Source organism: Arthrobacter sp. zg-Y1143, from assembly GCF_030125565.1.
Classification (GTDB): Bacteria; Actinomycetota; Actinomycetes; order Actinomycetales; family Micrococcaceae; genus Arthrobacter_B.
In genome coordinates this window covers 80,182-102,681 of record NZ_JASKLW010000010.1, presented here as the reverse complement: position 1 = coordinate 102,681, position 22,500 = coordinate 80,182, and the positions used below count along the sequence as shown (strand labels likewise).

Annotated in this window: 13 protein-coding genes; 11 read left to right on the top strand and 2 right to left on the bottom strand. The window is 66.9% G+C overall.

Annotated elements, in window-relative coordinates:
• Positions 1 to 5: 5 nt before the first annotated feature.
• From QNN98_RS12620 to QNN98_RS12570, 11 genes are all read left to right on the top strand, one after another.
• The gene (locus QNN98_RS12620) at positions 6 to 2,696 is read left to right on the top strand and encodes a LuxR C-terminal-related transcriptional regulator (protein ID WP_283997589.1); all 2,691 of its coding nucleotides are present in this window, start codon (positions 6 to 8) and stop codon (positions 2,694 to 2,696) included.
• Between the two features lie 467 nt (positions 2,697 to 3,163).
• Positions 3,164 to 5,362 carry a helix-turn-helix transcriptional regulator gene (locus QNN98_RS12615; RefSeq protein ID WP_283997587.1) on the top strand — a complete coding sequence of 733 codons (2,199 nt, stop codon included), beginning with the start codon at positions 3,164 to 3,166 and terminating at the stop codon, positions 5,360 to 5,362.
• A 125-nt stretch (positions 5,363 to 5,487) separates the two neighbouring features.
• Positions 5,488 to 8,376: a LuxR C-terminal-related transcriptional regulator gene (locus QNN98_RS12610; protein WP_349643223.1), complete on the top strand. Its 2,889-nt coding sequence runs from the start codon at positions 5,488 to 5,490 to the stop codon at positions 8,374 to 8,376.
• Entirely contained in the window at positions 8,373 to 11,126 is a 2,754-nt protein-coding gene (locus tag QNN98_RS12605; RefSeq protein ID WP_283997583.1) for a helix-turn-helix transcriptional regulator, read from the top strand. The genes QNN98_RS12610 and QNN98_RS12605 overlap by 4 nt, the downstream gene beginning before the upstream one ends.
• Positions 11,127 to 11,382: 256 nt before the next feature.
• Positions 11,383 to 12,909, top strand: coding sequence for a sugar transferase (locus QNN98_RS12600; RefSeq protein WP_283997581.1), 1,527 nt, complete (start codon positions 11,383 to 11,385; stop codon positions 12,907 to 12,909).
• 59 nt (positions 12,910 to 12,968) lie between these two features.
• Positions 12,969 to 13,409: an FAD synthase family protein gene (locus tag QNN98_RS12595; protein ID WP_227914134.1), complete on the top strand. Its 441-nt coding sequence runs from the start codon at positions 12,969 to 12,971 to the stop codon at positions 13,407 to 13,409.
• Positions 13,406 to 14,587 (top strand): DUF1972 domain-containing protein, encoded by a 1,182-nt coding sequence (locus QNN98_RS12590; RefSeq protein WP_502864733.1) that lies wholly within the window; start codon positions 13,406 to 13,408, stop codon positions 14,585 to 14,587. Before QNN98_RS12595 ends, QNN98_RS12590 begins: the two co-directional genes overlap by 4 nt.
• Positions 14,584 to 15,372, top strand: coding sequence for a CDP-alcohol phosphatidyltransferase family protein (locus QNN98_RS12585; RefSeq protein ID WP_283997579.1), 789 nt, complete (start codon positions 14,584 to 14,586; stop codon positions 15,370 to 15,372). Before QNN98_RS12590 ends, QNN98_RS12585 begins: the two co-directional genes overlap by 4 nt.
• Entirely contained in the window at positions 15,369 to 16,115 is a 747-nt protein-coding gene (locus tag QNN98_RS12580; protein ID WP_283997577.1) for a hypothetical protein, read from the top strand. The genes QNN98_RS12585 and QNN98_RS12580 overlap by 4 nt, the downstream gene beginning before the upstream one ends.
• Positions 16,112 to 17,026: a hypothetical protein gene (locus tag QNN98_RS12575; RefSeq protein ID WP_227914137.1), complete on the top strand. Its 915-nt coding sequence runs from the start codon at positions 16,112 to 16,114 to the stop codon at positions 17,024 to 17,026. The genes QNN98_RS12580 and QNN98_RS12575 overlap by 4 nt, the downstream gene beginning before the upstream one ends.
• A gap of 126 nt (positions 17,027 to 17,152) precedes the next feature.
• Positions 17,153 to 19,564, top strand: a complete 2,412-nt coding sequence (locus tag QNN98_RS12570; RefSeq protein ID WP_283997574.1) for a WD40 repeat domain-containing protein — start codon at positions 17,153 to 17,155, stop codon at positions 19,562 to 19,564.
• A gap of 167 nt (positions 19,565 to 19,731) precedes the next feature.
• On the opposite strand, the gene QNN98_RS12565 is transcribed toward QNN98_RS12570, so the two are convergent.
• Positions 19,732 to 20,739, bottom strand: a complete 1,008-nt coding sequence (locus QNN98_RS12565; protein WP_283997572.1) for a glycosyltransferase family 2 protein — start codon at positions 20,737 to 20,739, stop codon at positions 19,732 to 19,734.
• A complete protein-coding gene (locus QNN98_RS12560) occupies positions 20,736 to 22,253 on the bottom strand; it encodes a lipopolysaccharide biosynthesis protein (protein WP_283997571.1) in 1,518 nt (505 codons plus the stop codon). The genes QNN98_RS12565 and QNN98_RS12560 overlap by 4 nt, the downstream gene beginning before the upstream one ends.
• Positions 22,254 to 22,500 lie beyond the last annotated feature (247 nt).

Below are 22,500 nucleotides of genomic sequence, written 5' to 3'. Positions count from 1 at the left end.
ATCGCATGATCGGGTCGAACCCGCGGGCACTGGCGGGCAGGGACGATGTCCTTTCCGGCGTGCTTGAAAGCCTTCGCCGCCCCGGCGGCCACGGGGCGGTCATTGCAGCCGAAGCGGGCCTGGGCAAGACCGCTGTGGCGGCGGCCGCCGCCCAAGAACTGGAAACCGCTATGCCCGTGCACTGGGTGTACGCCAGCCCCGCGTTGACCGCGGTGCCCTACGGAGCCCTGGCGGCGCTTTTACCCGACATTACTCCGGAGCAAACAGGATCGGCGCTGGCCGTGATGCGCGCAATCATGGGCAAACTGGGCATTGGCGAGCACGCCGCAGAACCGGCCGGCAGCCCGGCCGCCCCCCTGCTCATAGTGGACGACGCCCACGAGATGGACCAGCCGACCCTTGACCTGCTGTCCCAACTGCTCGACGCCGCACAGATCAGGCTGCTGGTCCTTACCCGCACTTTCGCAGACGTTGCCGGGACCCTGCCGCACATGTGGGACGGCCAGCTCACCCGCCACCGGTTGCTTCCCCTCACCGAGGATGAGGTCCACACGCTGTGCGAGCAGGAACTTCCGGGGCAGGTTGCCACCACTGCATCCGTTGAGCTGTCCCGGCTCACCGGCGGTAACCCCGTGTACCTCCTCGCCTTGATCGAGGAGGCGATCCGGAGTGGTTTCCTGGTCCAGCGGCACGGTATCTGGGTGGTGTCCGAGGCCGAAGTGCCGGTGGGTGGCCGTGTGGCGGACTTGGTCAAGGGCCGGCTGAGGGCACTGGACCCGGAGGACCGCTCGGCGCTGGAAACGATCTGCCTTGCGGAACCGTTCGACCTGGCGGCAGCCTTCCGGTTGGGCATGCACCGCTCCATAGACCGGTTGGCCGCAGCTCTGTTGATCCAGGTATGCGGGGATGCGGGGAACGCGCAGTCGCTGCGTCCCCTGCACCCGATCTACGGGGAAGCAATACGGAAACTGGTCCCGGCAGCACGCAGTGCGCGCCTGCTGGGGAAGCTCGACGGCCCGGTGCCGGGAACCGGGGAGGAAAGCCTGCTGCGCTGGGTGGCTTGGTCCCTGTCCCTGGGAACCGAAGTCCCTGCGGCCGGGTTGCTGCGTGCGGCCGAAGCAGCGAATAACCGGTCCGACCCGCGGCTCGCCCTTCGGGCAGCATCTGCCGTGCCCGACGGCGGCACCCTGGTCCCGGCCCGGTTGCAGGAAGCGCGGGCACTTCTGCAGCTGGGTGAATATGAAGCTGCCGCAGCCATAGCTAAGGGCACCCTCGAGGAAGCGCCGGACCTGCGCACAGCCAAGCAAGCGGTAGTGGTGCATGCCCAGCTGGCCATGCGGGCAGGCGGGGATAACGCATGGGTGCGGCCGCTTTCCGTTGCGTGGCGCCAGGCGATCGAACGTTTATCGGCGGTGGAGCCGCCAGGGGCTGTGGCGCGGGCCCGCGGCGGTCCGGAAATGCTTCTGGTGTTGGAAGCGGTCCGGGAGGGGGAATATGTCCGGGCCGAGTCCGAACTCGTGGACTTGCGGGCTCGGGCCGCGGAGGATGCCGAGGCCGTACTCTTCGTCGAAGCCCTCCTGGCGGAGGTGCTGGTGGCTACTGGCCGCGCTGCAACAGCCTTGACCCACAGCAGTGCGGCCATGGCGCTGCTGCAGCGGGAAGGCTCCGGCTTGCTTCCTTATTACCCGTTTGTTCTGCACCGGCACCTCACCATCCTGGTCTGGCTTGGGCAGTGGGAAGAGGTGCATCGGTGCGTGGGGACCGCCGGCTCCGCGGCGCAGCGGTCGCTGCTGCATTCCGGCGGGATGGCTGATTTCGCGCTGGGACTGTGCAGCCTGCGCTCCAGCGCCATGGAAGACGCCGCACGGCATTTTGCGGCGGCGGTCGAGGAAGCAGAGGCAGCTAACGATCCCGAAGGCGTGCTTGCCCTCGCGCTTGGACTTGGCTCCTTTGCCGCAGCCAGCCTGGGCCAGCGCGAACAGGCGGGCAGGTTGCAGCAAGCGGCTGAACAGGTGCAGTCGCACGGTCCCCGGCAGTACCAGGTACTCGCCGCCGGCATCCTCAGCGCAGCAAAACTGGCCAAGGACTCGGACGACGCTGCTGCCCGGAGCCTGCGGGCGCAGGCCGCCGCCGCTCGGGAGTCCTCCTTCACCGCCATTGAATTCACCCTGCGCCACCTCGCCATGCGGCTGGGCGACTTTTCCGACGCCGGCCGGCTGTTGAAGATTACCGAAGGTTTCGAGGGACCGCAGGCGCCGGTGGTTAACCGAGTCGCCCGTGCCGTTCTGGACCAGGACGTTGACGCACTGGCGGCGCTGGCGACCAGCCAGGAACCTGAAATGGACCTGCTGCTGGCCCGGCAGTGCACGCTCGAAGCGCTGCGGCTGGCACGGAAAGGTTCTGACCGTGCGGTTCTGAACCGCATCCAGCGGCTGGTCGGAAAACAGGGTGGGAACGGACATTCCTCCCTGCCCGGGTTGACCCGCAGGGAACACGATGTTGCCGAACTGGTTGCCGCTGGCTACCGCAACGCAGAGATAGCCGGCCAGCTGGATCTCTCCGTGCGGACCGTGGAAGGGCACATATACCGTACGTACGAAAAACTGGGGATCAGCCGGCGCGATGAGCTCAAAGCCAGGTTCCCGTCCTTGCGCAACCCCGCCGCGGGCTGGAAGCCGCCGCCGCGCGGCGAGTAGTTTGCCCACCAAACACCAGTAGGTTTTACTCGGGCAAAGCGTTTCCGGGGTTCGTAGCGTTATGAGCGTTACTTGAGGTTCGAGGGTGCAGCGGTGCAATTCGAGGCTCTGAAGGTTTTCTCCGACGGGGGTTGTGGAGGATAACCGCAGGGCCCCGTGCAGCTGTACCCGGACTTCGGGTCCCACAAACGGAGCCGGCGGCGTCGATGCCCTCTGAGACCGGGGCGTCCCCCCAGCCGCCGCCGGCTCCTTCCCCCTAGCTGGTAGACAGCACCCGATATTCTGAGCGCACTGGTGCATGCAACCCGGTGGACAGATGGAGCCATTCGATGGATGTTGCCGGCCCAGGCCTGGCCCGCCCGAGCGACCAAAACCCCCTGTCCGCACCGGCACATCACCTCCAGCCGCCGCCCCTTGCACAGGTGCAAAGCAGTGCAGCCTCCGCACTGGATGCGCTCAATCAAGGCATGAGCGTGGTCATTTCCGGCGCTGACGGAACCGGTAAATCCACTGTGATGGCCCACATCCTTGGCGCACTGGGCGGGGAATTTTCCGTGCTGCGCCTGCGGGGGGCCGCTGCCTGGTCAGGGAAACCGTTCGGCGGTCTGTTCTGGCTGCTCAGCGAGCTTCCGCCCGAAGCGTTGTCCAATCCGGTGTTTGTCCTGCAGTTCGTCCGCGGAGTGTTGGCGGAAAAAGCCGGGGGACGGCGCCTGGTACTGGCAATCGAGAACGCAGAGGACCTGGACGTGTCCACCACTGCCGTCCTCCTCCAGCTCTGCCGTGCCGGATACACCCTCATGCTGGCAACAGTCAGGGACTTCTCCGCGTGCCCGGAGGAGTTTGTACGCTGGTCGGCAGACGGCTCCGTCCACAAGGAAGACCTGTGCCCGCTGCCAACGGCCGGGACGCGGACCTTGCTGGAAGACTTGTCCGCCGGCCCGGTATCCAGCCGCTTGGTGGCGGAAGTCCAGCAACGGACCCGGGGGAATCCGCTGCTGGCCACGTTGTTCTTCCAGGAACAAGTGCAGGCCGCGACGGTGCGCCGCCGCAGGGGTACCTGGGTCTGGACCGGAGCCGTGTCCTACGCGGGTGCCCTGGCCGAACGGGTGGAAACGGAAATCCGCGGCCTTTCCCCGGCCGAAAGGTATGCCGTGGATGTACTGGCGGTTTCCGGCGGGCTGCCCGCGCCCGTGATCCTGGAGGTTGCCGATCCGGCTGCCGTGGAGCGGTTGGAAGACATGCTTCTGGCTGCTGCGGACTCGGGCCCGGTCCGGACGCTGCGTCTGAAGGACCCGCTGCTCGCTGGAGCTGCAGCAGCGCTGGTGCCGCACGGGCGGGCCAAAGAGATCCGGTCCCGGGTGGCCGCAGCCGAGGCAACCTGCCGGATTCGCGGCGGTCCAAACGCTTTTCCCGAAGAGGCAGCGGCCCGGAACGCGGTCCGGGAAGCCGTGGAACTGTCCCGCAGCGGCCGCTGGGCTGAGGCTACCGAAGCGGCCCGGGCAGGCCTGGACCTGCTCCTTGAGGACAGCGTCCGGCGCAGGGACCTGCTTTCGAAATTGTTTTGCGTGTTCCTGCGGTGCGGCGAGCTGCGGCTGGCAGCGGACGTGCTGGCCCGGACCGAGGCGGGTACGGAGGGCGTTGAGCTGCCCGGCGGCAATGATTTGTGTGCGGGGATCGTGCAGGTGCTCGGGGGAAGGGCGGACAAGGCCCTCGATTATCTGCAGCGTTCCCTTGCCCAGCTCGAGGAAAACAGGACGCAGGACATAATCCCGCTGGCGAGCGCGGCCGCGGCCTACGCCTGTGTCCTGCTTGACGACGCCGAAGCTGCACGGGCCTACCTGGCGGCGTCCCAGCCACCGGCGGAACAACAGGCAGCAGGTGCACGGGAACCCGACCTCCGGGACACCTGGCAAAGGGACTCAGCCGAGGGCCTCGCCGGTGCCTTGGGCCGGCTGTGCACCGTACGAGGCGTTCCGGACGGGTTCTTCGGGCCGGAGAGCGTTGATACCGGCAGTGTTGAAGAAGGCAGTGTTGAAGAAGGCAGTGTTGAAGAAGGCAGTGTTGAAGAAGGCAGCGTTCAAGACGGCAGCGGTGAAACGGTGAATACCGGCAGCACGGCGGCTGCCGGCCAATCCGCGTTGCAGTTGCTGGTACTGGCCGTTTCAGCGTTTCAAGGAACCGCCGGCGCGGTTGAGGAGTTGAGGGCAGCGGCATCCGCGTGCAACGGCGCTGCTGCTGCCATGTATTCGGACCTGGCCGCCGGGCTCGCCGATTCAGACCGCCTCGGTGTGCTCCGTGCGGCCCGGACTGCCTACAGCCTTGGCCACTACCTCCTGGCCCATGAAGCGGCGGGCCGGGCGGTGCGCCTGGCCCGGGCGCACTCCGACCGCACGGTGCTTCGCACTGCGCGGCGGATCGAAAACGCGAGCTTCAGGATGCTGCTGGCAGCCAACTCCGTTTCAGATCGGCTGCCGGAGCTGTCGGATTTTGAGCGCGCCCTCGCGGTGGGAGCCGCAGCGGGGGAGAGCAGTTCGGACCTGGCCGCACGGCTGCATCTCTCACCCCGCACCGTGGACTGGCACTTGGGCCGCATCTTCTCGAAACTCCGCGTTTCGGGACGGGCTGAACTGCGTGAATGCCTGGAGACGGAACGCGCGGAAGCCTAACGCCGGGCCGCTATCCTCCCGTTTCTGCCCATACAGGTGGTGCGAAGAGCGCGAACACGTAGGCCGACACCTTTATGCGGCCGCATTTCCAAGTAACCACGTAAGGCAACTAGGGGACGCTACTCGTGTACCGCTGCAGGCGTGTTCCTACTCTGGTGCGCAACAGTGGCGCAGGTGTTCGGCCCCTACGGCGGACGCCGGGCTTCAACTACTGGACAGCAGAACCTGAATCGACAGGAACGGGTCTCAAAGTGCAGCCTCATGATGATCAGCCGACCTCCACCCGCCTTCACACCGGACCTGTCCAGGGCCCGCCTCCCGACCCGGGTTCCGGCCTCCAGCCCCCGCCCGTCGTCGTCGGCAGGACCGCGGTGCTGGAGGAAATCCTGAAAGCACTCTCCGGGACCGCCCAGGGCACGGGCTGCGTTCTGGTGGGAGACACCGGCATCGGGAAGACAGCCGTGATGCAGCACGTGCTCCGGCACCTGCAGGATGAAATGTACGTTGTCCAGGTCCGCGGTTCCGAATTCGCCGGCCGGACCCCGTTCGGTGCCCTGACGTTCCTGCTCTCGGACCTGGAACCGGAACTGTCCACCCACCCTGTCATGATCCTGCGCGGCCTGACCCAGCTGGTCCGGGAACGTTCCGGTGGCCGGCCCGTGCTGCTCGCCGTGGACAACGCCGAGGATTTGGATGAATTCTCCGCCATGGTCCTGACCCAGATGGTGCTGAACCGCAGCGCCGGAATGCTTGTGGCCTTCCGCGACTTCAGTTCCGCTCCGGGCGAGTTCACGGGGCTGTGGCGCGACGGCATTCTGGCCCGCGTTGACCTGGAACCTCTGGACGTGCAGGAAGCCGCCGCCTACCTCGCCTCATTACTGGGCGGGGCCGTTTCCCGGGCGGCCGCGGCAGCGCTGTGCGGTTACGCCGGCGGCAATCCCCACCTGCTGGCACTGGCCCGGCACGATTTCGAGGACGCCGGAGCACTTAGGCATCACAACGGCACCTGGATACTCGCCGATGGGGAGGAAATCCGGGGCGGCCGGGTTGCCGCCGCGGTCCTGGGTGTCCTCACCGGACTGAGCGCTGCACAGACACAGCTGCTGCAGCTGCTGGCCATGGCGGGGTCGCTGCCGCTGCCGGTGGCGCTGGGACAGCTGGACAGTACTGAACTTGACGAGCTCCAGGAACGCCGGCTGGTCAGCCTTGATGCCCGCCCTGTTCCCGATGTGCTGGTGAGCAACCCTGTGCTGGAGCGCTCCATCCGGGCCGGGCTGAGCACTTCGCGGAAGCGGTTGCTTTTTGAGGAGCTCGGCCCCTCGCTGAACTCCCTGGAAGGTTTTGTCCTTGATCCCGTAGTGCTTGCACGCTGGCTTGAGGACATCGGCGAAATCCCCGCAACGGAGCTGGCGGTACGCGCAGCACGCAGGGCCACTGCGGCACAGGACCCCGCAACGGCAATCCGGCTGCTCACCGTGGCGGCCGGATCCGGTGACAGCGCCGGCGCCGTCGTCGAATTGGCCCGTGCGAGGACGGCGCAGGGCGAATACGGTGCAGCTTTGGGGGTCCTCGCCCGGTTCAGGGGCGGTGAGCAGGTGCCCTCCCGGGAAGAACGCGTCCGCCTCCTGCTGGCCGAAAGCAGGGTGCTGTGCATTGAGGCCACCGGCCTGCGGGACCCGCGCTCAACGGATGCCCCCGCCGAACCCGCCAGGATGCGCCACACCGACCTGTTCGCCCAGGCAGAGCAGGAAGCGGCGGGACTCGACCAGCACCTTGCCGGTACTGCCGAGTTGAGGCGTGAACTCGCCGCAGCCCGGGCGGAATGCCACTCCGCCCACGGACGGTTCCAGGAAAACATCGCCTACCTGGCCGAGCTCGACCGGCAGGACACGGGCGCGGATCCGGAATTCGGTATCCAACGGGCAGCATTCCGCTGCGAAGCGTGGGGGATGACCAACCGGCAGGACGACGCCGTCGAACTGGCCGGGAAGGTGGAAAAGCTGCTGGAAAACGCGCAGATCAGCCCGGGGACGCGGGCCAGGGTGGTGGGCCGGCTGCTGCACACGTATCTGCTGACGGGCGCCCTCCCGGCATGCGGGCGGCTGCTGGCCAGATCGGCCGCAGCCGGTATGGAAGGCAGCTACACGGAATTGGCAGAAGGTTTGCTGCATGCCTTCGCCGGACGGCCGGACGCCGCGCTCCCGGCGCTAACGGCCACGGTCAACCAGCTTGCCGTCACCGGACCGGCAGCATTCCTGCCGCTCGCCGCAGCAGCCGCAGCGTATTGCCACGCGGTGGAAGGCCATACGGAAACCGCGCGCCAGTACCTGCAGATGCAGCGTGCTGCAGCCGACGGCGGCCCCTGGGCCGTACGCCGGGGAGCCCGCCACTTCGCCGCCCTGGCCGAGGCTGCGCTGGGAGCGGAAACGGGCAGCACCCGGTTTTCCTCCCTCGCGGCCCAGGACCACCGCCGTGGTGCCTACGCCTACGAGCTGCTGGCCCGAATCACCGCCATGCGGCTGGGGGATGCTGAAAGCCTGGACGACGTTCTGGCCGTTGCCGCCAACCAGCAAGGGGACTTTGCTTCCCTTTGTGAAAGCTACGCCAAGGGTTTGGGCAACGCCGACGCGCAACTGCTCCTGCGGGCCTCGGAAATAGCCTCCGGTTCCGGGCACGTGATGCTGGCCCGGGAAATTTCCGAACATGCGCTGGGTATCGCCTCCGGCGCCGGGGACCGGGCGACCGTCCGTTTCATCCACCGCAGCCGCCGGGTGGCAGCCCCGGATCCGGCCGCCGAGGCGGCCGACGAATTCCTCGGCGCGCTCACCGCCCGGGAACGCTCGATTGCGCGGAAGGCCGCGGCCGGCACCAGCAACAAGAAAATCGCCGAGGAACTGGGCATATCCGTCCGGACGGTGGAAGGGCACCTGTATCAGGTGTACTCGAAACTCCATGTGGGCAGCAGGCGGGAACTGGCACGGACCATCGCGGAACAGTCAGGGGCAAAGAAATGACACTATGGGGGCACGACCGGCAGCTGTTTGGCCGCGAACGCGAACTAGCCGAAGTAACCAGCCGGCTGCTGGACCCGGGCCTGCGCGGGGTTCTCATTCTCGGTGCCGAGGGCATCGGAAAGTCTTCCCTGGCCGAACAGGCAGCGGACCGGCTCGCCTCAATCATGGCTCCCTACTACGTCTGCGGCAGCCCCGTGCTGTCCACCATGCAGTACGGCATCCTGTCCACCTATCTGGGATCGGCCACGGCGGCGGAGATGGAATCCCCGCTGTCAGTGCTGAGGACCGTACGGGCGCATTTCCAGCGGCTGACTGAGACCAGCGGCATGCAGAGCCTGCTGGTCGTGGACAACGCCCAGTATATTGACGAGGCCAGTGCCCACCTGCTGACCCAGCTGGCCATGTCCGGTGAACTGCGTTTGATGGTGATTTCCCGGGCGCGGGCTCCCCGCATCCATGAGCTGCTGTCGCTCGCCCGTGACGGCCTGCTGGCCCGGATCGACCTGGGACCGTTGTCCCGGCAGGCGGTCCATGAGTTCTGCGTCAGCGTCCTCGGCGGCCCCCTCCTGCAAGCCTCCTCCACGCTGCTCAGCCGCATGTCCGGGGGCAACCCGCTCTATGTCAAGGAACTGCTTGGCCGCGCACAGCGGCAGCGCCGGCTGGTGGAGGCCAACGGGGCCTGGTTCCTCACCCAGGAACCGGACTGCGTCGACACCTCGCTGGTGGACCTGGTCAAAGGAATGCTTGCGGCACGGACCCCGGCAGAACGGAATGTGCTTGAGACGGTGGCTCTGGCAGGCCGGTTGCCGCGTGCGGTGGTCTCGGCGGTGGCCGACGACGAGGCGGTGCGCTCGCTGGTGATCGACGGACTCCTGGAGATTCTTCCCGACCGTGACGAGTCGGCGCATCTTGTGCAGCCCCTGCACGCGGAGATCATCCGCAGCTTGGTGCCGGTGGCACGCAGCGCGGAGATCCGTGCACGGGTGCTCGCCCGCTACACCCCGGTGTCAGGACCCGAACCGGACCACGAGACCGGCGCCGTCCTCCGCCGCACCGAGTGGGCGTTGGACTGCGGTGAACGCCTGGGGGCGGAAGAACTGCTGTCAGCCGCGCGGATGGCCAACGGTGCCGGCGACCCCGTCCGCGGGCAGCGCTTCGCCGCAGCGGTTCACGCTTTGCCGTTCCGAACCGCAGCCGAGGTGGAACGTGCTGTCGCCTGTGCCCAGCAAGGCAGCTACTCCTGGGCACGTGCCAGGCTGGAAGACCTGGCAGAAGGAATCCGGGAAGGCAGCGGCACGGGATGGGACCAGGACAGCCTGCACCGGGCTTCCTTCACCGGTGCGCTGCTGCTGCGCCAGACCAGCGGCCGGAGCACGGAACTTCCCCTGGTGGCCGACCGGTGGTTGGCAGCTGCCGCGGAAGTAGCTTCGCGGCAAAGCGCAGGTGGCTCAGTGCCCGCACAGGTGCGTGCGGCTACGGAAGTCCTGCGTGTCGCGGCGCTGGTGATGGAAGGAGACTTCAGCCGGGCCCGGACGCAGCTTGCGGAACTGGTCAAGGAGGAGTCTCCAGCCCGCAGCCACGCGGACGGAGAACGGCTGCTGGTAGCCCACGGTCTTTACGCTGAAGTTCTGGCCGCGTGCGGCGAAGTGGGTGCCGCCCTGAAACACGCCCTGTCCGCAGCGAATCTGCTCAACTCCGCCGACGGTAAACTGCAGAGCTATTCCGGTTTCGTTTTTGTGCGGCAGGCACAGTCCCTGCTTCACTCCGGGCGTTATGCCCAGTTGGACCAGCTCCTGGCCAGGATGCACGCTGGTCCGCAGCACCTGCTGATCAGCTTGGGCGGGACCCTGGGAGTTTTTGAAGCGGCCCTTGAAATCCACCGGGGTCGGCTGCACGAAGGGCTGCGCCGGTTGCGGCCTGCCGTGGAAGCGCTGCGGGACAGGGACCCGGAGCTGCTGCTTCCCTATGCCCTGGGCCTGGCCGGCTACGCATCCACCGTAGTTGCCGACGGCACTCCGGCAGCGGGCTTCGCCGCCCAGGTCGAAGGGTCCCGCTACCGGGGGCCGGTGCACCTTTGGCTGACCGCGCAGGCTTACGCGGCGGCAGCCGAAGCGTCCCAATCCACGGAGGGTCCTACTTCCGGGCACCTTGCGGTGCTCGCTGCGCAGGCACGGGAAGCAGGCTTGCGCAGCACCGAAAAGGACATCCTGGAGCTGTGCCTGGCGGTGGGCGATCTTGCCCAGGCGGGACGCCTTGCCGAGCTGACCGCCGACTTTGAAGGCGGCGAGGCGGAAGCCCTGCATGCGTACGCCGTAGCCGTCGCCTCGGGCAACCCGGACCGCATGGTGGCTGCGGCCGAAGATGCCATCCGCGCGCAGAAATACCTCGTGGCAGTGGAGAGCATTGGCCATGCCATCCGTTTCTACGGAAACCACGGCAATCTCCGGCGCCAGCGTGCCCTAATCCAGCAGCTGCGCCGGCGCAGGGAAGAACTGGCGGGCGTCACCGTCTCATATCTGAGCCCGTCCCTGCACCTGGTCCGCCTGACACGGCGGGAACACGAGATTGTGGAACTGCTGCTCTCCGGGGCGACCAGCAAGGACATTGCCGCCCACTTCACCCTCTCCCAGCGCACCGTGGAGGGGCACGTCTACCGCATCTACGTGAAGCTCGGGATTAGCCGCCGGGCGGATCTGGAGTCCGCCTACCGGGCGCTTGAGCCCGGGCACCGCAGCAGTTCGCTGCTGTAGGAAGTGCCTCCGCCACCAGCCTTTTCCGTCCTGACGGAACCGTGCCCGGTGGGGCTGCTGTTTCGCCTGTTAATACATACTTCCATCGTCTAAGAGTTTCGTCTCCCCAAGCTGAGTAGTGAGACCCAAAACAACGGCGTCAGACGTGCCGGGCCGGGTATGAGGTACTCGTGTCTGCCGCATTTGGCGCTCCTAGGCTGAGGCCAATCCAGTATTTCAAAGGTCTTAATTGCGGGTTGTTCTTGGGGGACGGAAGATGACGGCAGTACAGGAATCCGGGACTGAAGTTCTCCACGCACCCACCTTCACTTTCCCCAGCTTTACCACCCAGGGTGTGTTCGGCCGGGACGGCCACAGGCGAAGCGCAGCAGTGGCCTGGAGCCGGCGGTACTGCCGTATCCTTGCAGCCTCCGACGCCCTCGTGGTGGCGGCCTCGGTCCTGGCAGGACACCTCTGGCAATTCGGCGGGCAAACCCCGGCGGTCCGGATCGGACCCTTTTATGCCGGGGACCTCATGGTCTCGCTCCTTATCGGCTTGGCCTGGATGCTGGCCCTGCACGTGTACCGCAGCCGCGATGCCCGAATCACGGGTATCGGCACGGACGAGTACAAACGAGTAGTGAACGCCACCGTCATGCTGGTCGGCAGCCTTGCCTTCGCCGCTGTGGTGTTCCAGGTGGACGTGGCCCGGGGATACTTCGGCCTGATCTTCCCGGTCGGTGCCGTGGGACTGATCTGCACCCGGTGGCTCCTGAGAAGGTGGCTCAGCCGCAGGAGGCGCCAGGGATACTATCTGTCGAAGGTCGTGGTGCTGGGACGGCCGCGGGACGTGCGGTACGTAGTGCACCAGATCAGCGGGAAGTCCGCCTACAAGGTGGTGGGCGTGGCCCTGAGCGGGAAACCCCGCAGCTTTTTCCAGGTGGACGGTGCGGTGCTGCCCGTGGTTTCGGACGAGGACTCCGTAGTTGGGGCGGTGGCAAGGGTGGGGGCAGACGCCGTCATAGTTGCCGGACCAACCAAGGGCGGCGGACAGTATGTCCAGGAATTGGGCTGGGAACTGGAGGAATCGGCAACGGAGCTGATCCTGACAACCGGGCTGACCAGCGTTGCCGGGCCCCGGATCCATTCCCGGCCGGTGGAGGGCCTGCCGCTGATGCATGTGGAACTGCCCCAGTACTCCGGTGCCAGGCACGCACTCAAACGGGTTTTCGACATTGTCCTCTCCGCGGCGGCACTGATCATCCTGCTTCCGTTGATGGTCGTGCTCGGGCTGCTCGTCAAGCGGGACAGCCCCGGACCGGCGCTGTTCCGCCAGGAACGGGTAGGACGGGGCGGCAAAAAATTCCTCATGCTGAAGTTCCGTTCCATGGTTGAAACGGCTGAAGACGACTTGGTCGGCCTGCTGGACCGCAACGAGGGCGCTGGGCTGATGTTCAAGATCCGCAACGATCCGCGGATCACCCGGGTGGGGGCGTGGATGCGCCGCTACTCCCTCGATGAACTGCCGCAGTTCTGGAACGTCCTGATCGGGGATATGTCCCTGGTGGGACCGCGTCCGCCGCTGCAGCGGGAAGTGGACGGCTACCGCAACCGTGTCCACCGCCGCCTCTACATCAAGCCGGGGATCACGGGCATGTGGCAAACCAACGGCCGGTCCAACCTCAGCTGGCGGGACAGTGTCCGGCTGGACCTGTACTACGTGGAGAACTGGTCACTCACCGGCGACCTGATCATCCTCTGGCGCACGGTTGTCCAGATGTTCAAACCTCTGGGGTCCTACTGATGGCCCCCGGGAGCTCAGTCCCCTCCATCCACTTCATCCACTCTGGGAAGGCGGCAACCATGGCCATCCGCATAGGCTACGCCGCAGGCGCTTTCGACCTGTTCCACATAGGCCACCTCAACATCCTCCGCCATGCCAGGAGCCAGTGCGACTACCTCATAGCCGGAGTGGTTTCCGATGAACTCTGCGAGGCCCGCAAGGGCCGGCCTCCGGTCATTCCGCTGACGGAGCGCCTCGAGATTGTCCGGGGACTGCAGTGTGTGGACCGGGCTGTCGCGGAGGTCCTGCCGGACAAAATGGATACCTGGCAGCAACTGCGCTTCAATGTTTTTTTCAAGGGCGATGACTGGCGGGGTACCCCGGCCGGAACGGCACTGGAGGAGTCCTTTGCCGCCGTCGGCGTGGAAGTCGTGTACTTCCCCTACACAGTCCAAACGTCCAGTACCCGGCTGCGCCGGAGCCTGGAAATCCTGGATGCCGCAGCCGGGGGGCGGCTGTGAGGGGGCCGGCCCGGCAGGTGCAGCCCGGCCTGCGCATCGCAATGGTGGGGACCCGCGGGGTGCCGGCCCGCTACGGCGGATTCGAGACCTGCGTGGAGCAGGTGGGACAACGCCTTGCGGCACGCGGGCACGAGGTTACGGTCTACTGCCGTACCGACAGCCAGACCGACACGTCCGAGACCGAGTACCTCGGGATGGAGCTGGTATATCTCCCGGCACTCCACCGGCGCACCTTGGAGACCCTGACCCACACCGGCCTCAGCGTGCTGCACCTGCTGCGGCACCGGCCCGATGCTGCCATAGTCTTCAACGCGGCCAACTCACCGTGGCTGCCGCTGCTGCGCACGGCACGCATCCCGGTGGCCACGCATGTGGACGGGTTGGAGTGGAAGCGCGCCAAATGGGGGCCGGCGGGCCAGCGGTACTACCGGGCCGCAGAGGCACTGGCGGTGCGCTTTTCCGATGCCCTGATCGCCGACGCCCAAGGCATCCAGGACTACTACAGGGACAAGTTCGGCGCTGACAGCACCCTGCTGACGTACGGGGCTCCGGCGATCAGCGGCGCCGGCAGCCGGCGCCTGGCGGAGGTGGACCTTGTGCCGGGCCAATACCAGCTGGTGGTGGCCCGGATGGAACCGGAAAACCATGTCCACCTGATTGTGGAGGGGTATGTGCACAGCGGGTCCGAGCTGCCGCTCGTTGTAGTGGGCAGCGCACCCTATTCCGAGCGCTACACCGCCGCCATCCGGCGCGCTGCCGACTCCCGGGTGCGTTTCCTGGGCGGTGTATGGGACCAGGAACTGCTGGACCAGCTGTACGCCAATGCCCGGGTCTATTGGCACGGGCATTCGGTAGGCGGAACCAACCCGTCCCTGCTGCGGGCCATGGGTGCCGGCACAGCGGTCAATGCATTCGACGTCGGCTTCAACCGCGAGGTCCTGGGCGGTGCCGGACGGTTCTTCCGGACGGCCGAAGACGTAGCCAAACTGGCTCTTGACGCCGAGGAATCGCCCGCAGCCGTAGCCGAACGCGGCCGGGCGTCCACCCGTGAAGCAGCACGCTACGACTGGACGGAAGTATCCCGCGGATATGAACGCCTGGTGCAGGAACTTGCTGCCGGGGAAGGAGGGCCCCCGCGGCCCGCCCGGCACCGCCGGAGGGAGGTGGCGGCATCGTGACGCAGAGAACGCATGCGCCCGCCGCTCCCGCGCACCGGGCGTCACGCCGGACCCCGGGATATGCAGCCACAGTGCACGCCCTGGCGGCTGCCCAGAAACGGGCCGCGCCGGGAGCCCCGGCATATTCGCTCTTTGTCAACCGCCGGGCCGGACGGTACCTGGCCGCGGCGTGCCACCTGCTGGGGATGACGCCCAATGCCGTGAGTGCGGTCAGCGCGGCGTTCACCTTCAGCGGCATCTTGATCCTGGCCCTGGCTGCACCGTCCTGGCTCAGCGCGGCCGGCATTTGCTTCTGCCTGGTCCTGGGCTACGCCTTCGATTCAGCTGACGGGCAGGTGGCACGGCTGCGCGGCGGAAGCTCACTGGCAGGGGAGTGGCTGGACCACTTCCTGGACAGCATCAAGCTCTCCTGCCTTCACCTGGCCGTGGCACTCTGGGCGTTCCGGCTCGACGGCGGCCCGGAGCAGGCCTGGCTGCTGGTTCCCCTGGGATTCACGGTGGTGGCCAATGTGTCCTTTTTCGCCATGATCCTGAACGACCAGTTGAAAACCGGGCACGCGCTTAGGGCCGGGCAAGCCGCCGCTGTGCGCACGGGAAACCTGCGCCGTTCGCTTGTACTGATCCCCACCGATTACGGCTTCCTTTGCCTGTTGTTCCTGCTCACCGCACTGCCGGAGGTTTTTGTGCCCATCTACACCGCTGTCTTTATCCTCAACTTCCTGCACCTGGCGCTCGCCGCACCGAAATGGTTCCTGGACATGATCCGGCTGGAGGCACGCTCATGAACGGCTCGGATTCGGGCAGCGGCCCGCACGGTTCCTCCCGGCCGGAGGGGTCCGGGCACCGACGACGGCGTGTGGTGCTCGCGGTGGCAGTTGCCGCCGCAGTGGTCCTGGGCGTCTTCTTCGCGGCTAACGCCGTGCGCAATGACGGCGGCGTTCCCGCCGTGGCCGCATCCCGCGAGGCAACCACCCAGACACCGCGCGCGACGGCTGCCGAGTCGGGGCCGGCCGCCGAGCCCGCCCCGGCAGGAACGGCAGACCCGGGCACCGCAGCAGCCCAGCCGGCACCCGGTGCCGAACCGGTTGCACCGGAAGACCCATCGCTGGCTGCCCAAGACCTGCCCGTGGCCGAACCCGTGGCCATTGACGGCGGATCCAGCGAGGCCGGGGGCCTGGACATACGGGTGGCGTCAATGGAAGCAGTGGAGGGCGAAGCCATCGGGATCGGCGAGATCGGCGGCCCGTCGGTCCGGTTCACTGTCAGCGTTGCCAACGGCAGCAACGAACCGGTTGACCTCAGCAACGCCGTGCTTACTGTCGAAGCCGGACCGGACCGGCTGCCCTGCACCGAGCTCAGCGGCCCCGCGACGGCCGCCTTCCCGGTCCAAGCCAAACCGGGTGAGACGGTTACCGGGATTTTTGTCTTCCTGATTCCGGAGGAGAGCCGGAACGACGTCACGGTCTACCTGAACTACTCGGTGGATGCCTCGGTGGCGGCCTTCCACGGAGCGGTCCCTGCGCCATGAACCAGACCTCGAAGCCGTTCCCGGGACGGGAACCCCGTGCCGCGGCCCTGCGCCGGATCGTCCGCAGCACCCGCCGCGCCGGACGCCATCTTCGGGCCCGGACCGAAACTCCGCTGCTGGCTATGCGGAATGCACGCTCCGGCGCCCCGGTGACCGGAACCGCCCCCGTAGTCGTATCGCTGACCTCTTACGGCCGCCGCCTGGAGACCGTGCACCTGGCCATCGAGTCCATCGGGCGGGGATCGGTCCGCCCCCGCCGGTTGCTGCTCTGGGTCGAGGACCCGCGGGTTGCTGCATCACCGCCGGCGGAACTTGCCCGGCTGCAGGCACGGGGACTGGAACTTCGGCTGAGCGAAGGCTACGGACCACACACCAAGTACTACCCATACGTTGCCTCCACCCCCAAGCACACGCTGCCTCTGGTCACCGCCGATGACGACATCATTTATCCGAGGCACTGGCTGCATGCCCTGCTCCGCTCCTACGCGGCGTCGCCCGACGTCGTCAGCTGCCATTGGGCCAACCGAATGACGGTCACCGGCGGGGCAATCGGGCAGTACCGTTCCTGGGTGCCCAGCCGCACGGCTGACAAACGGCGCGACAGCCTGGCACTTGGGGTGTCCGGTGTCCTCTACCCGCCGCACATGCTGGACCGGTTGGCTTCGGCCGGAGCGTCCTTCCGCGATCTGAGCCCTACCGCGGACGACATATGGCTGCACTGGGTGGCCCTGCGCGGCGGCGTTCCCGTGCGGCAGGTTTCCCCGGTGCCGCGACACTTCCCGGTTATCCCGGGCAGCCAGGACACCCGTTTACTGTCCGTCAACGTGTCCCAGGGGCGCAATGACGAATGGATCCGGGGTCTGTACACGGAGGAAGACATACGGATGATCGAGGGCGCCTATCAACCATGACCGTGGTTCCACGAACGCGAGAAGAAGACGTTGCGCGGCCGGGGCCGGCCGCTGTCTTGGGCCGGAGACCGGTCCAGCTTCAACTGCTCCCGGGTGCATGGCACCCATCAACGGATGGACACCGTAATGAACAGAAAGAAAGCAGCCGTGCATAGAAGCACGGAAACCACAGGCCCGGAACGCACCGTTCCGGGCTCCCGAACCAGGCAGGCCGGCCGCGGCCTGCGCCAGCTTGCGGCGCTCGCAGCAACCTGCGCCCTGACGGTTACGGTGCTCACTGCACTGGCCGGCGGTGCCAGCGCGGACACTGCACCGGTCAACCCCGCCGACCCGAAAACACCGGTAACGGTATCCTCAGATCCGCTGCCCACCGCGCAGCTCGACGGCGTCGCCTGGCAACAGGTAGTGGTGGGCGACACCGTGTATGTGGCCGGCAAGTTCAGCAAGGCACGCCCGGCAGGTGCCGCCGCCGGAAGCCAGACCGTCAGCCGGAACAATGTCCTGGCGTACCGGCTCTCGACGGGAGAACTCCTGCCGTTTACCGCGAACCTGAACGGGCAGGCGCTGAGCATTGCTGCGTCCCCGGACGGATCACGGATCTACGTGGGCGGCGAATTCACCCAGGTGAACGGCACGGCCCGCTCACGGATCGTCGCGCTGAACGCGGCCGACGGTTCCGTGATCTCCAGCTTCAATCCGAAGGTCGGAGGCACGGTCCGTGCCATTGCCACTGCCGGGGATACGGTTTACGCGGGTGGAATCTTCAGTAACGTCGGCTCCGTTTCCCGCTCCAGGCTGGCAGCCTTCCGCGCCGGTGACGGCGCACTCCTGCCTTGGAATCCCAAGACGGACAACCGGGTTAACGCGCTGGTGGTGTCTCCCGACGGCCGCCAAGTGGTCATCGGCGGTGCCTTCGGTACGCTCAACGGCAGCTCCCGCCCCGGTTTCGGCTTGGGACGGGTGGACGCGGTTTCGGGCGCCAGCATGTCTCTGGGCGTGAACAACACCGTCCGCAACTCCGGAACCAATGCGGCCATCCTCTCGCTTTCCTCCGACGGAACGAACTTCTACGGCACCGGTTACATCTACCGGGCATCCAACGGGACCGGTAACCTCGAGGGATCCTTCTCCGGCAAGTGGGGGGACGGCAACCTGCAGTGGGTGGAGGACTGCCACGGCGACACTTACGGCGTATGGGCCTCCTCCACCGCTGTCTACGTTGCCGGACATAATCATGACTGCCGGAACTTCGGCGGATTCCCGGAAGTAAACCCGCGGGTTGAGCACCGGGCCGTGGCGTTCAGCAAAGCCGCCACGGGGGTTATGGCGAAGGACACGCAGGGCTGGCCGTCCTTCACCGGGATTGCCTCTCCGAGCATGCTCAACTGGTTCCCCGACCTGGATACCGGCACAGCCAGCGGCCAGAGCCAGGGACCGTGGGCAGTGGCCGGAAACGAGCAGTATGTGACCATGGCGGGCGAGTTCCGCAACGTCAACAACAAACCGCAGCAGGGGCTGGTGCGGTTCGCCGTCCGGCAAGTTGCCCCCAATGCCGACGGCCCGCGGGTCAGCGGAGCCAAGTTCAACCCCACGCTGACGTATAAATCCGCAGGAACAGTCCAGGTGGACTGGAAGTCCAACTGGGACCGGGACAATGAGTCCCTGACCTATCAGGTGATCCGGGACAGCAACCCCACACCCGTGTACACCACTACGCAAACCTCGCGGTTCTACAACCGGCCCAACCTGAGTTTCACCAACACCGGGCTTGCAGCGGGGGAGCACAGCTACCGCATTGTGGCCACGGATCCGTTGGGCAACACCGTCAAGAGCGACATCCTTCGGGTCAACGTGCCCGTAGGGGCGCCCGGCGGGCCAGTGCCCGAACCGGAGCCCCAGCCGCAGCCTGGCGCAGGGGCCTCGGATGACTTCGGACGGACCGGCAGCGGCGGGTGGGGCACAGCCGCCACCGGCGGGGCCTGGACGCATACCGGCTCCGCCGGCCTGTGGTCGGTCGACGGGGCAGGAAAGATGTCCCTGAACAAGGCCGGACTCGGCCTGACCGCTCGGCTCAACCTGGCGCAGCAGGATTCCGCGGTCAGGGTGGACACTGCGCTGGACAAGGTACCCAACGGCGGCGGAGCGTTTCTGACCATTGCGGCCCGCAAGGCTGCCGCCGGTGAATACCAGGGTGTGGTCAAGGTTTCGGCGGCAGGGGCCGTAACCGTGGACCTGGTCCGGGTGGCCGGCGGAACCTCCACGAAGGTGGCCACCAAGACCGTACCCGGGCTGACGTACGCGGCGGGAAGCCAGTTGGCTGTTCGTTTCTCGGCAGTAGGGTCGGGGTCCACCGCGCTCGGTATTAAGGTCTGGCCGGCCGGCGGCTCCGAGCCGTCAGCATGGACAGTCACGGCAACGGACACCACTGCCGGGCTGCAGCAGCCCGGAACAGTTGCCCTGACGGGCTACATCTCAGGGAGCACCACCAACGTCCCTGTGACGGCAGCCTTTGACAACCTGCGGGTCACGGCCCAGTAGGGGTCCAGCCGCGGATCAAAACGCGGATGGATAAGTGAAACCGGAAGCGGGACCGGCCCTGGAGCCGGTCCCGCTTTTCGCTGTCCGCTTATGGCTGTGCGCTTATGGCTGCGCCTCTGGTCCCCTGCACGGGACTCAATTGGCACGGGACTCAATTGGCACGGGACTCACTTGCGTTTGTACTCGCTGAAGACATAGCCGAAGGCACCCGTGACCATACCCGCTCCCCGCGCCGCAGTCCGCAAACCCTTGGCATTGTGCGCCGGGGACCGCAGAAGCGCTCCGAGCAGCCACCGGGCTCCTCCTCCCGCGCAACGCACCGTCCCCGGACCCAGGAGCCGGATCCGGGCAGCGGCCCGGGCACCTGCGGTAGGGCTGGTGGCCAGCGCTACCCGCGAATGGCAATTGCCGCTTCGGAACGCCCGAAGCAACACCCACCGGCGCGTCAGCCGGGATGCGGGCACACGGTCCACAACCGCAGCCTCGTCGCACCACAGCATTTTTCCGCCCGCGCGGACCAGCTGCCGGGAGAACAGGGTGTCCGATCCGCCGCTGAGTCCGAAGCGTTCGTCGAATTCCAGGCCAAGGGACCGGATCCGGTTCAGGTCCAGGAGCAGGTTGTTGGTTGCGGCCACGCTGAGGACGGAACCGGTAGCCAGCCGGCGCCGCCGGAAGAAGTCTCCGGCCGTGATCCATTCATCGGGTTGCACCTCGTACTCGGAGAGGACCGGACCGACCACGGCGGTTGCCCCGGACTCTTTTTGCAGGGCGGACAGCCGGTCCAGCCATTGTTCCGAGGGCACTTCATCATCATCGATAAAGGCCAGCAGATCCGCGACGGCGTAGGCCTCCCGGAGCGCACGGTTGCGGGCAGCGGCGATGCCCGGCCGGGGTTCGTGGACGTAGACCAGGTGTGAGTCGCCGGCGGCAGCTACGGTGGCGCGGGCACCGCCGTCGGGATCGTTGTCCACCACCAGTACCTGGGCTGGAACCGGCGCGCTGCGGGCCTGGGCAAGAAGCCGCGGCAGGGCGACGGCGAGGTCCTCCGGCCGCTTGTAGGTAAGGACCGCGATGATGAGCTGCGCCTGCAGCGTACCCAGCGGAGCGGGAACCGGGCCTGCCGCCGCCGGGGGAGCAGGAACCCGGGGTTCGGCACCGGGAGCAGGTGTGGTCATGCTTGGCCTCCTCGGACAGGTACTGGATTGCGTGGCCGCAACAGCCGGCGGAACAGCGGCAAAAGGAAACGCACGGTGCGGCGGTGGGCCAGGAACAGCACTCCGGCGGCGGTGCACACAAAGACCGCCAATCCCATCGACAACTCGATGCCGGGTCCGGGCAGCACCCGGCCCAGCGTCAGGTACGCGGCGCTGCCCCAGAGGCTGGCGTGCACCGGGGGCCAGAGGATCCGCACCTGCGCCCCGATACCCACACCTGAGAGCCGGGACTGCAGGAACATCAGTACCGGCGTCAGGGCAAAACCGGCTGCTGTGTAACCCGCGGCCACTCCCATGAGGCCGAACTGGAGCCCGGCAGCAATACCGCCAAGCTGCGCAGCCGTGGCCAGCAGCTCGTAGCGGAGGTTCAGCCCGGCCTTGCCCAGCCCTTTCATCAGCGACGGGGCAATGTAGAACACCGTTTCCCGGGCGCCCCCAATGGCCAGGACGCTCATCAGCGGTGCGGCGGCGAGCCATTCATCCCCAAGCAGCAGGTGCACCAGGGCGGGAGCGGCACAGGCCACGAAGGCCATCAGCGGTATAACGCAGGCCGCCAGCAGCGACATGGCAGCCTGCAGCTGCGCGGCAACCTGCGCACGGTCCGCGGCAAGCCGGGAAAAGGCCGGAAACATCACCCTGTTGACGGTTTGTCCGATCAACTGGACCGGCACCACCAGCACACGGTAAGCCATGGCATACAGCGACAGGGAAGCGACGCCCAGCACCCGTCCCACGAGGATGTTGTCTGCGTTGCGGGAGAAGTAGGCCAGCCCGTTGGTGGCGAACACGCCGATGCTGAAACCCAGCAGGGGCCGGACCTCGCCGAGGTGCAGGTTGGGTGCCGGGCCGCGGGTGCAGGCAAGGAGCACTCCGGCCGTGACCAGGTCGGTGAGCACCGTTTGGTAAAGCACGGCGAAGTAGCCGGCACCGGCAACAGCTGCGGCAATACCGGCGGCGCAGCCCATGACCGCGGCACCGACGTCGGCGGCAGCGATGCCCCGGAAGCGCAGGTCGCGGGAGAGCAGTGCCCGGGGAGTGATGCTCAGGGCCTTGAGCGGGAGGGCAAGGGCGATAAGCCGCAACAGCCCGGCCAGTCCGTCCACGTGGAAGAATCCGGCAATGGCAGGGGCACAGAACCAGGTCAGCGCGGCGACGGCGACGGCGAGAGCGATGTTCAGCGTGAAGGTGGCGCCGGCCGCGCGGCGGCTGAGGCGGGGGCGTTGGATCAGGGCGGAGGACAACCCCTGGTCCATCAGGAGCGTGGTGAATACGATGTAGAGGCTGGCGACGCTGATAACCCCGTAGCTTTCAGGTCCCAGCAGGCGTGCGAGGACCACTGCGGAGAGCATCTGGAAGCCCTGCTTGGACATGACCGCCAGCAGGCTCCAGCGAACACCGCTGGCTGAGCGCGCCCCCATGCGGCTTTCCCCGCCGGGACCTGCGCTGCCGTCACGTACGGCGTTTGAGTCCGTCACTGCGTTACCCCCTTGGCCGGAGCCCGGAGGCACACCGGCGGTGAATCCCCTGCCGGGAAGAGGATCCGGGCGGGGGGAGACCTGCATCGGAACGGAACAGTATGTGCTGGAGCGGGTGCCGTCCAGAGTGTTTTGCGCTGCCGGAAACGGTAAGTAATTGTTCGGAAAAGAGCAGTATTCAGGACCCCCAAACACGTACGGACGGCGTGGTACAAATTGCGGGATTTCACTCGTCGAGGGATTGGGT

Excerpts from the sequence above, each read along its gene's own strand:
- QNN98_RS12570 (WP_283997574.1), top strand. The coding sequence starts at position 17,153 with ATGAACAGAAAGAAAGCAGCCGTGCATAGAAGCACGGAAACCACAGGC.
- QNN98_RS12605 (WP_283997583.1), top strand. The coding sequence starts at position 8,373 with ATGACACTATGGGGGCACGACCGGCAGCTGTTTGGCCGCGAACGCGAA.
- QNN98_RS12615 (WP_283997587.1), top strand. The coding sequence starts at position 3,164 with ATGAGCGTGGTCATTTCCGGCGCTGACGGAACCGGTAAATCCACTGTG.
- QNN98_RS12580 (WP_283997577.1), top strand. The coding sequence starts at position 15,369 with ATGAACGGCTCGGATTCGGGCAGCGGCCCGCACGGTTCCTCCCGGCCG.
- QNN98_RS12595 (WP_227914134.1), top strand. The coding sequence starts at position 12,969 with ATGGCCATCCGCATAGGCTACGCCGCAGGCGCTTTCGACCTGTTCCAC.
- QNN98_RS12575 (WP_227914137.1), top strand. The coding sequence starts at position 16,112 with ATGAACCAGACCTCGAAGCCGTTCCCGGGACGGGAACCCCGTGCCGCG.
- QNN98_RS12600 (WP_283997581.1), top strand. The coding sequence starts at position 11,383 with ATGACGGCAGTACAGGAATCCGGGACTGAAGTTCTCCACGCACCCACC.
- QNN98_RS12565 (WP_283997572.1), bottom strand. The coding sequence starts at position 20,739 with ATGACCACACCTGCTCCCGGTGCCGAACCCCGGGTTCCTGCTCCCCCG.
- QNN98_RS12620 (WP_283997589.1), top strand. The coding sequence starts at position 6 with ATGATCGGGTCGAACCCGCGGGCACTGGCGGGCAGGGACGATGTCCTT.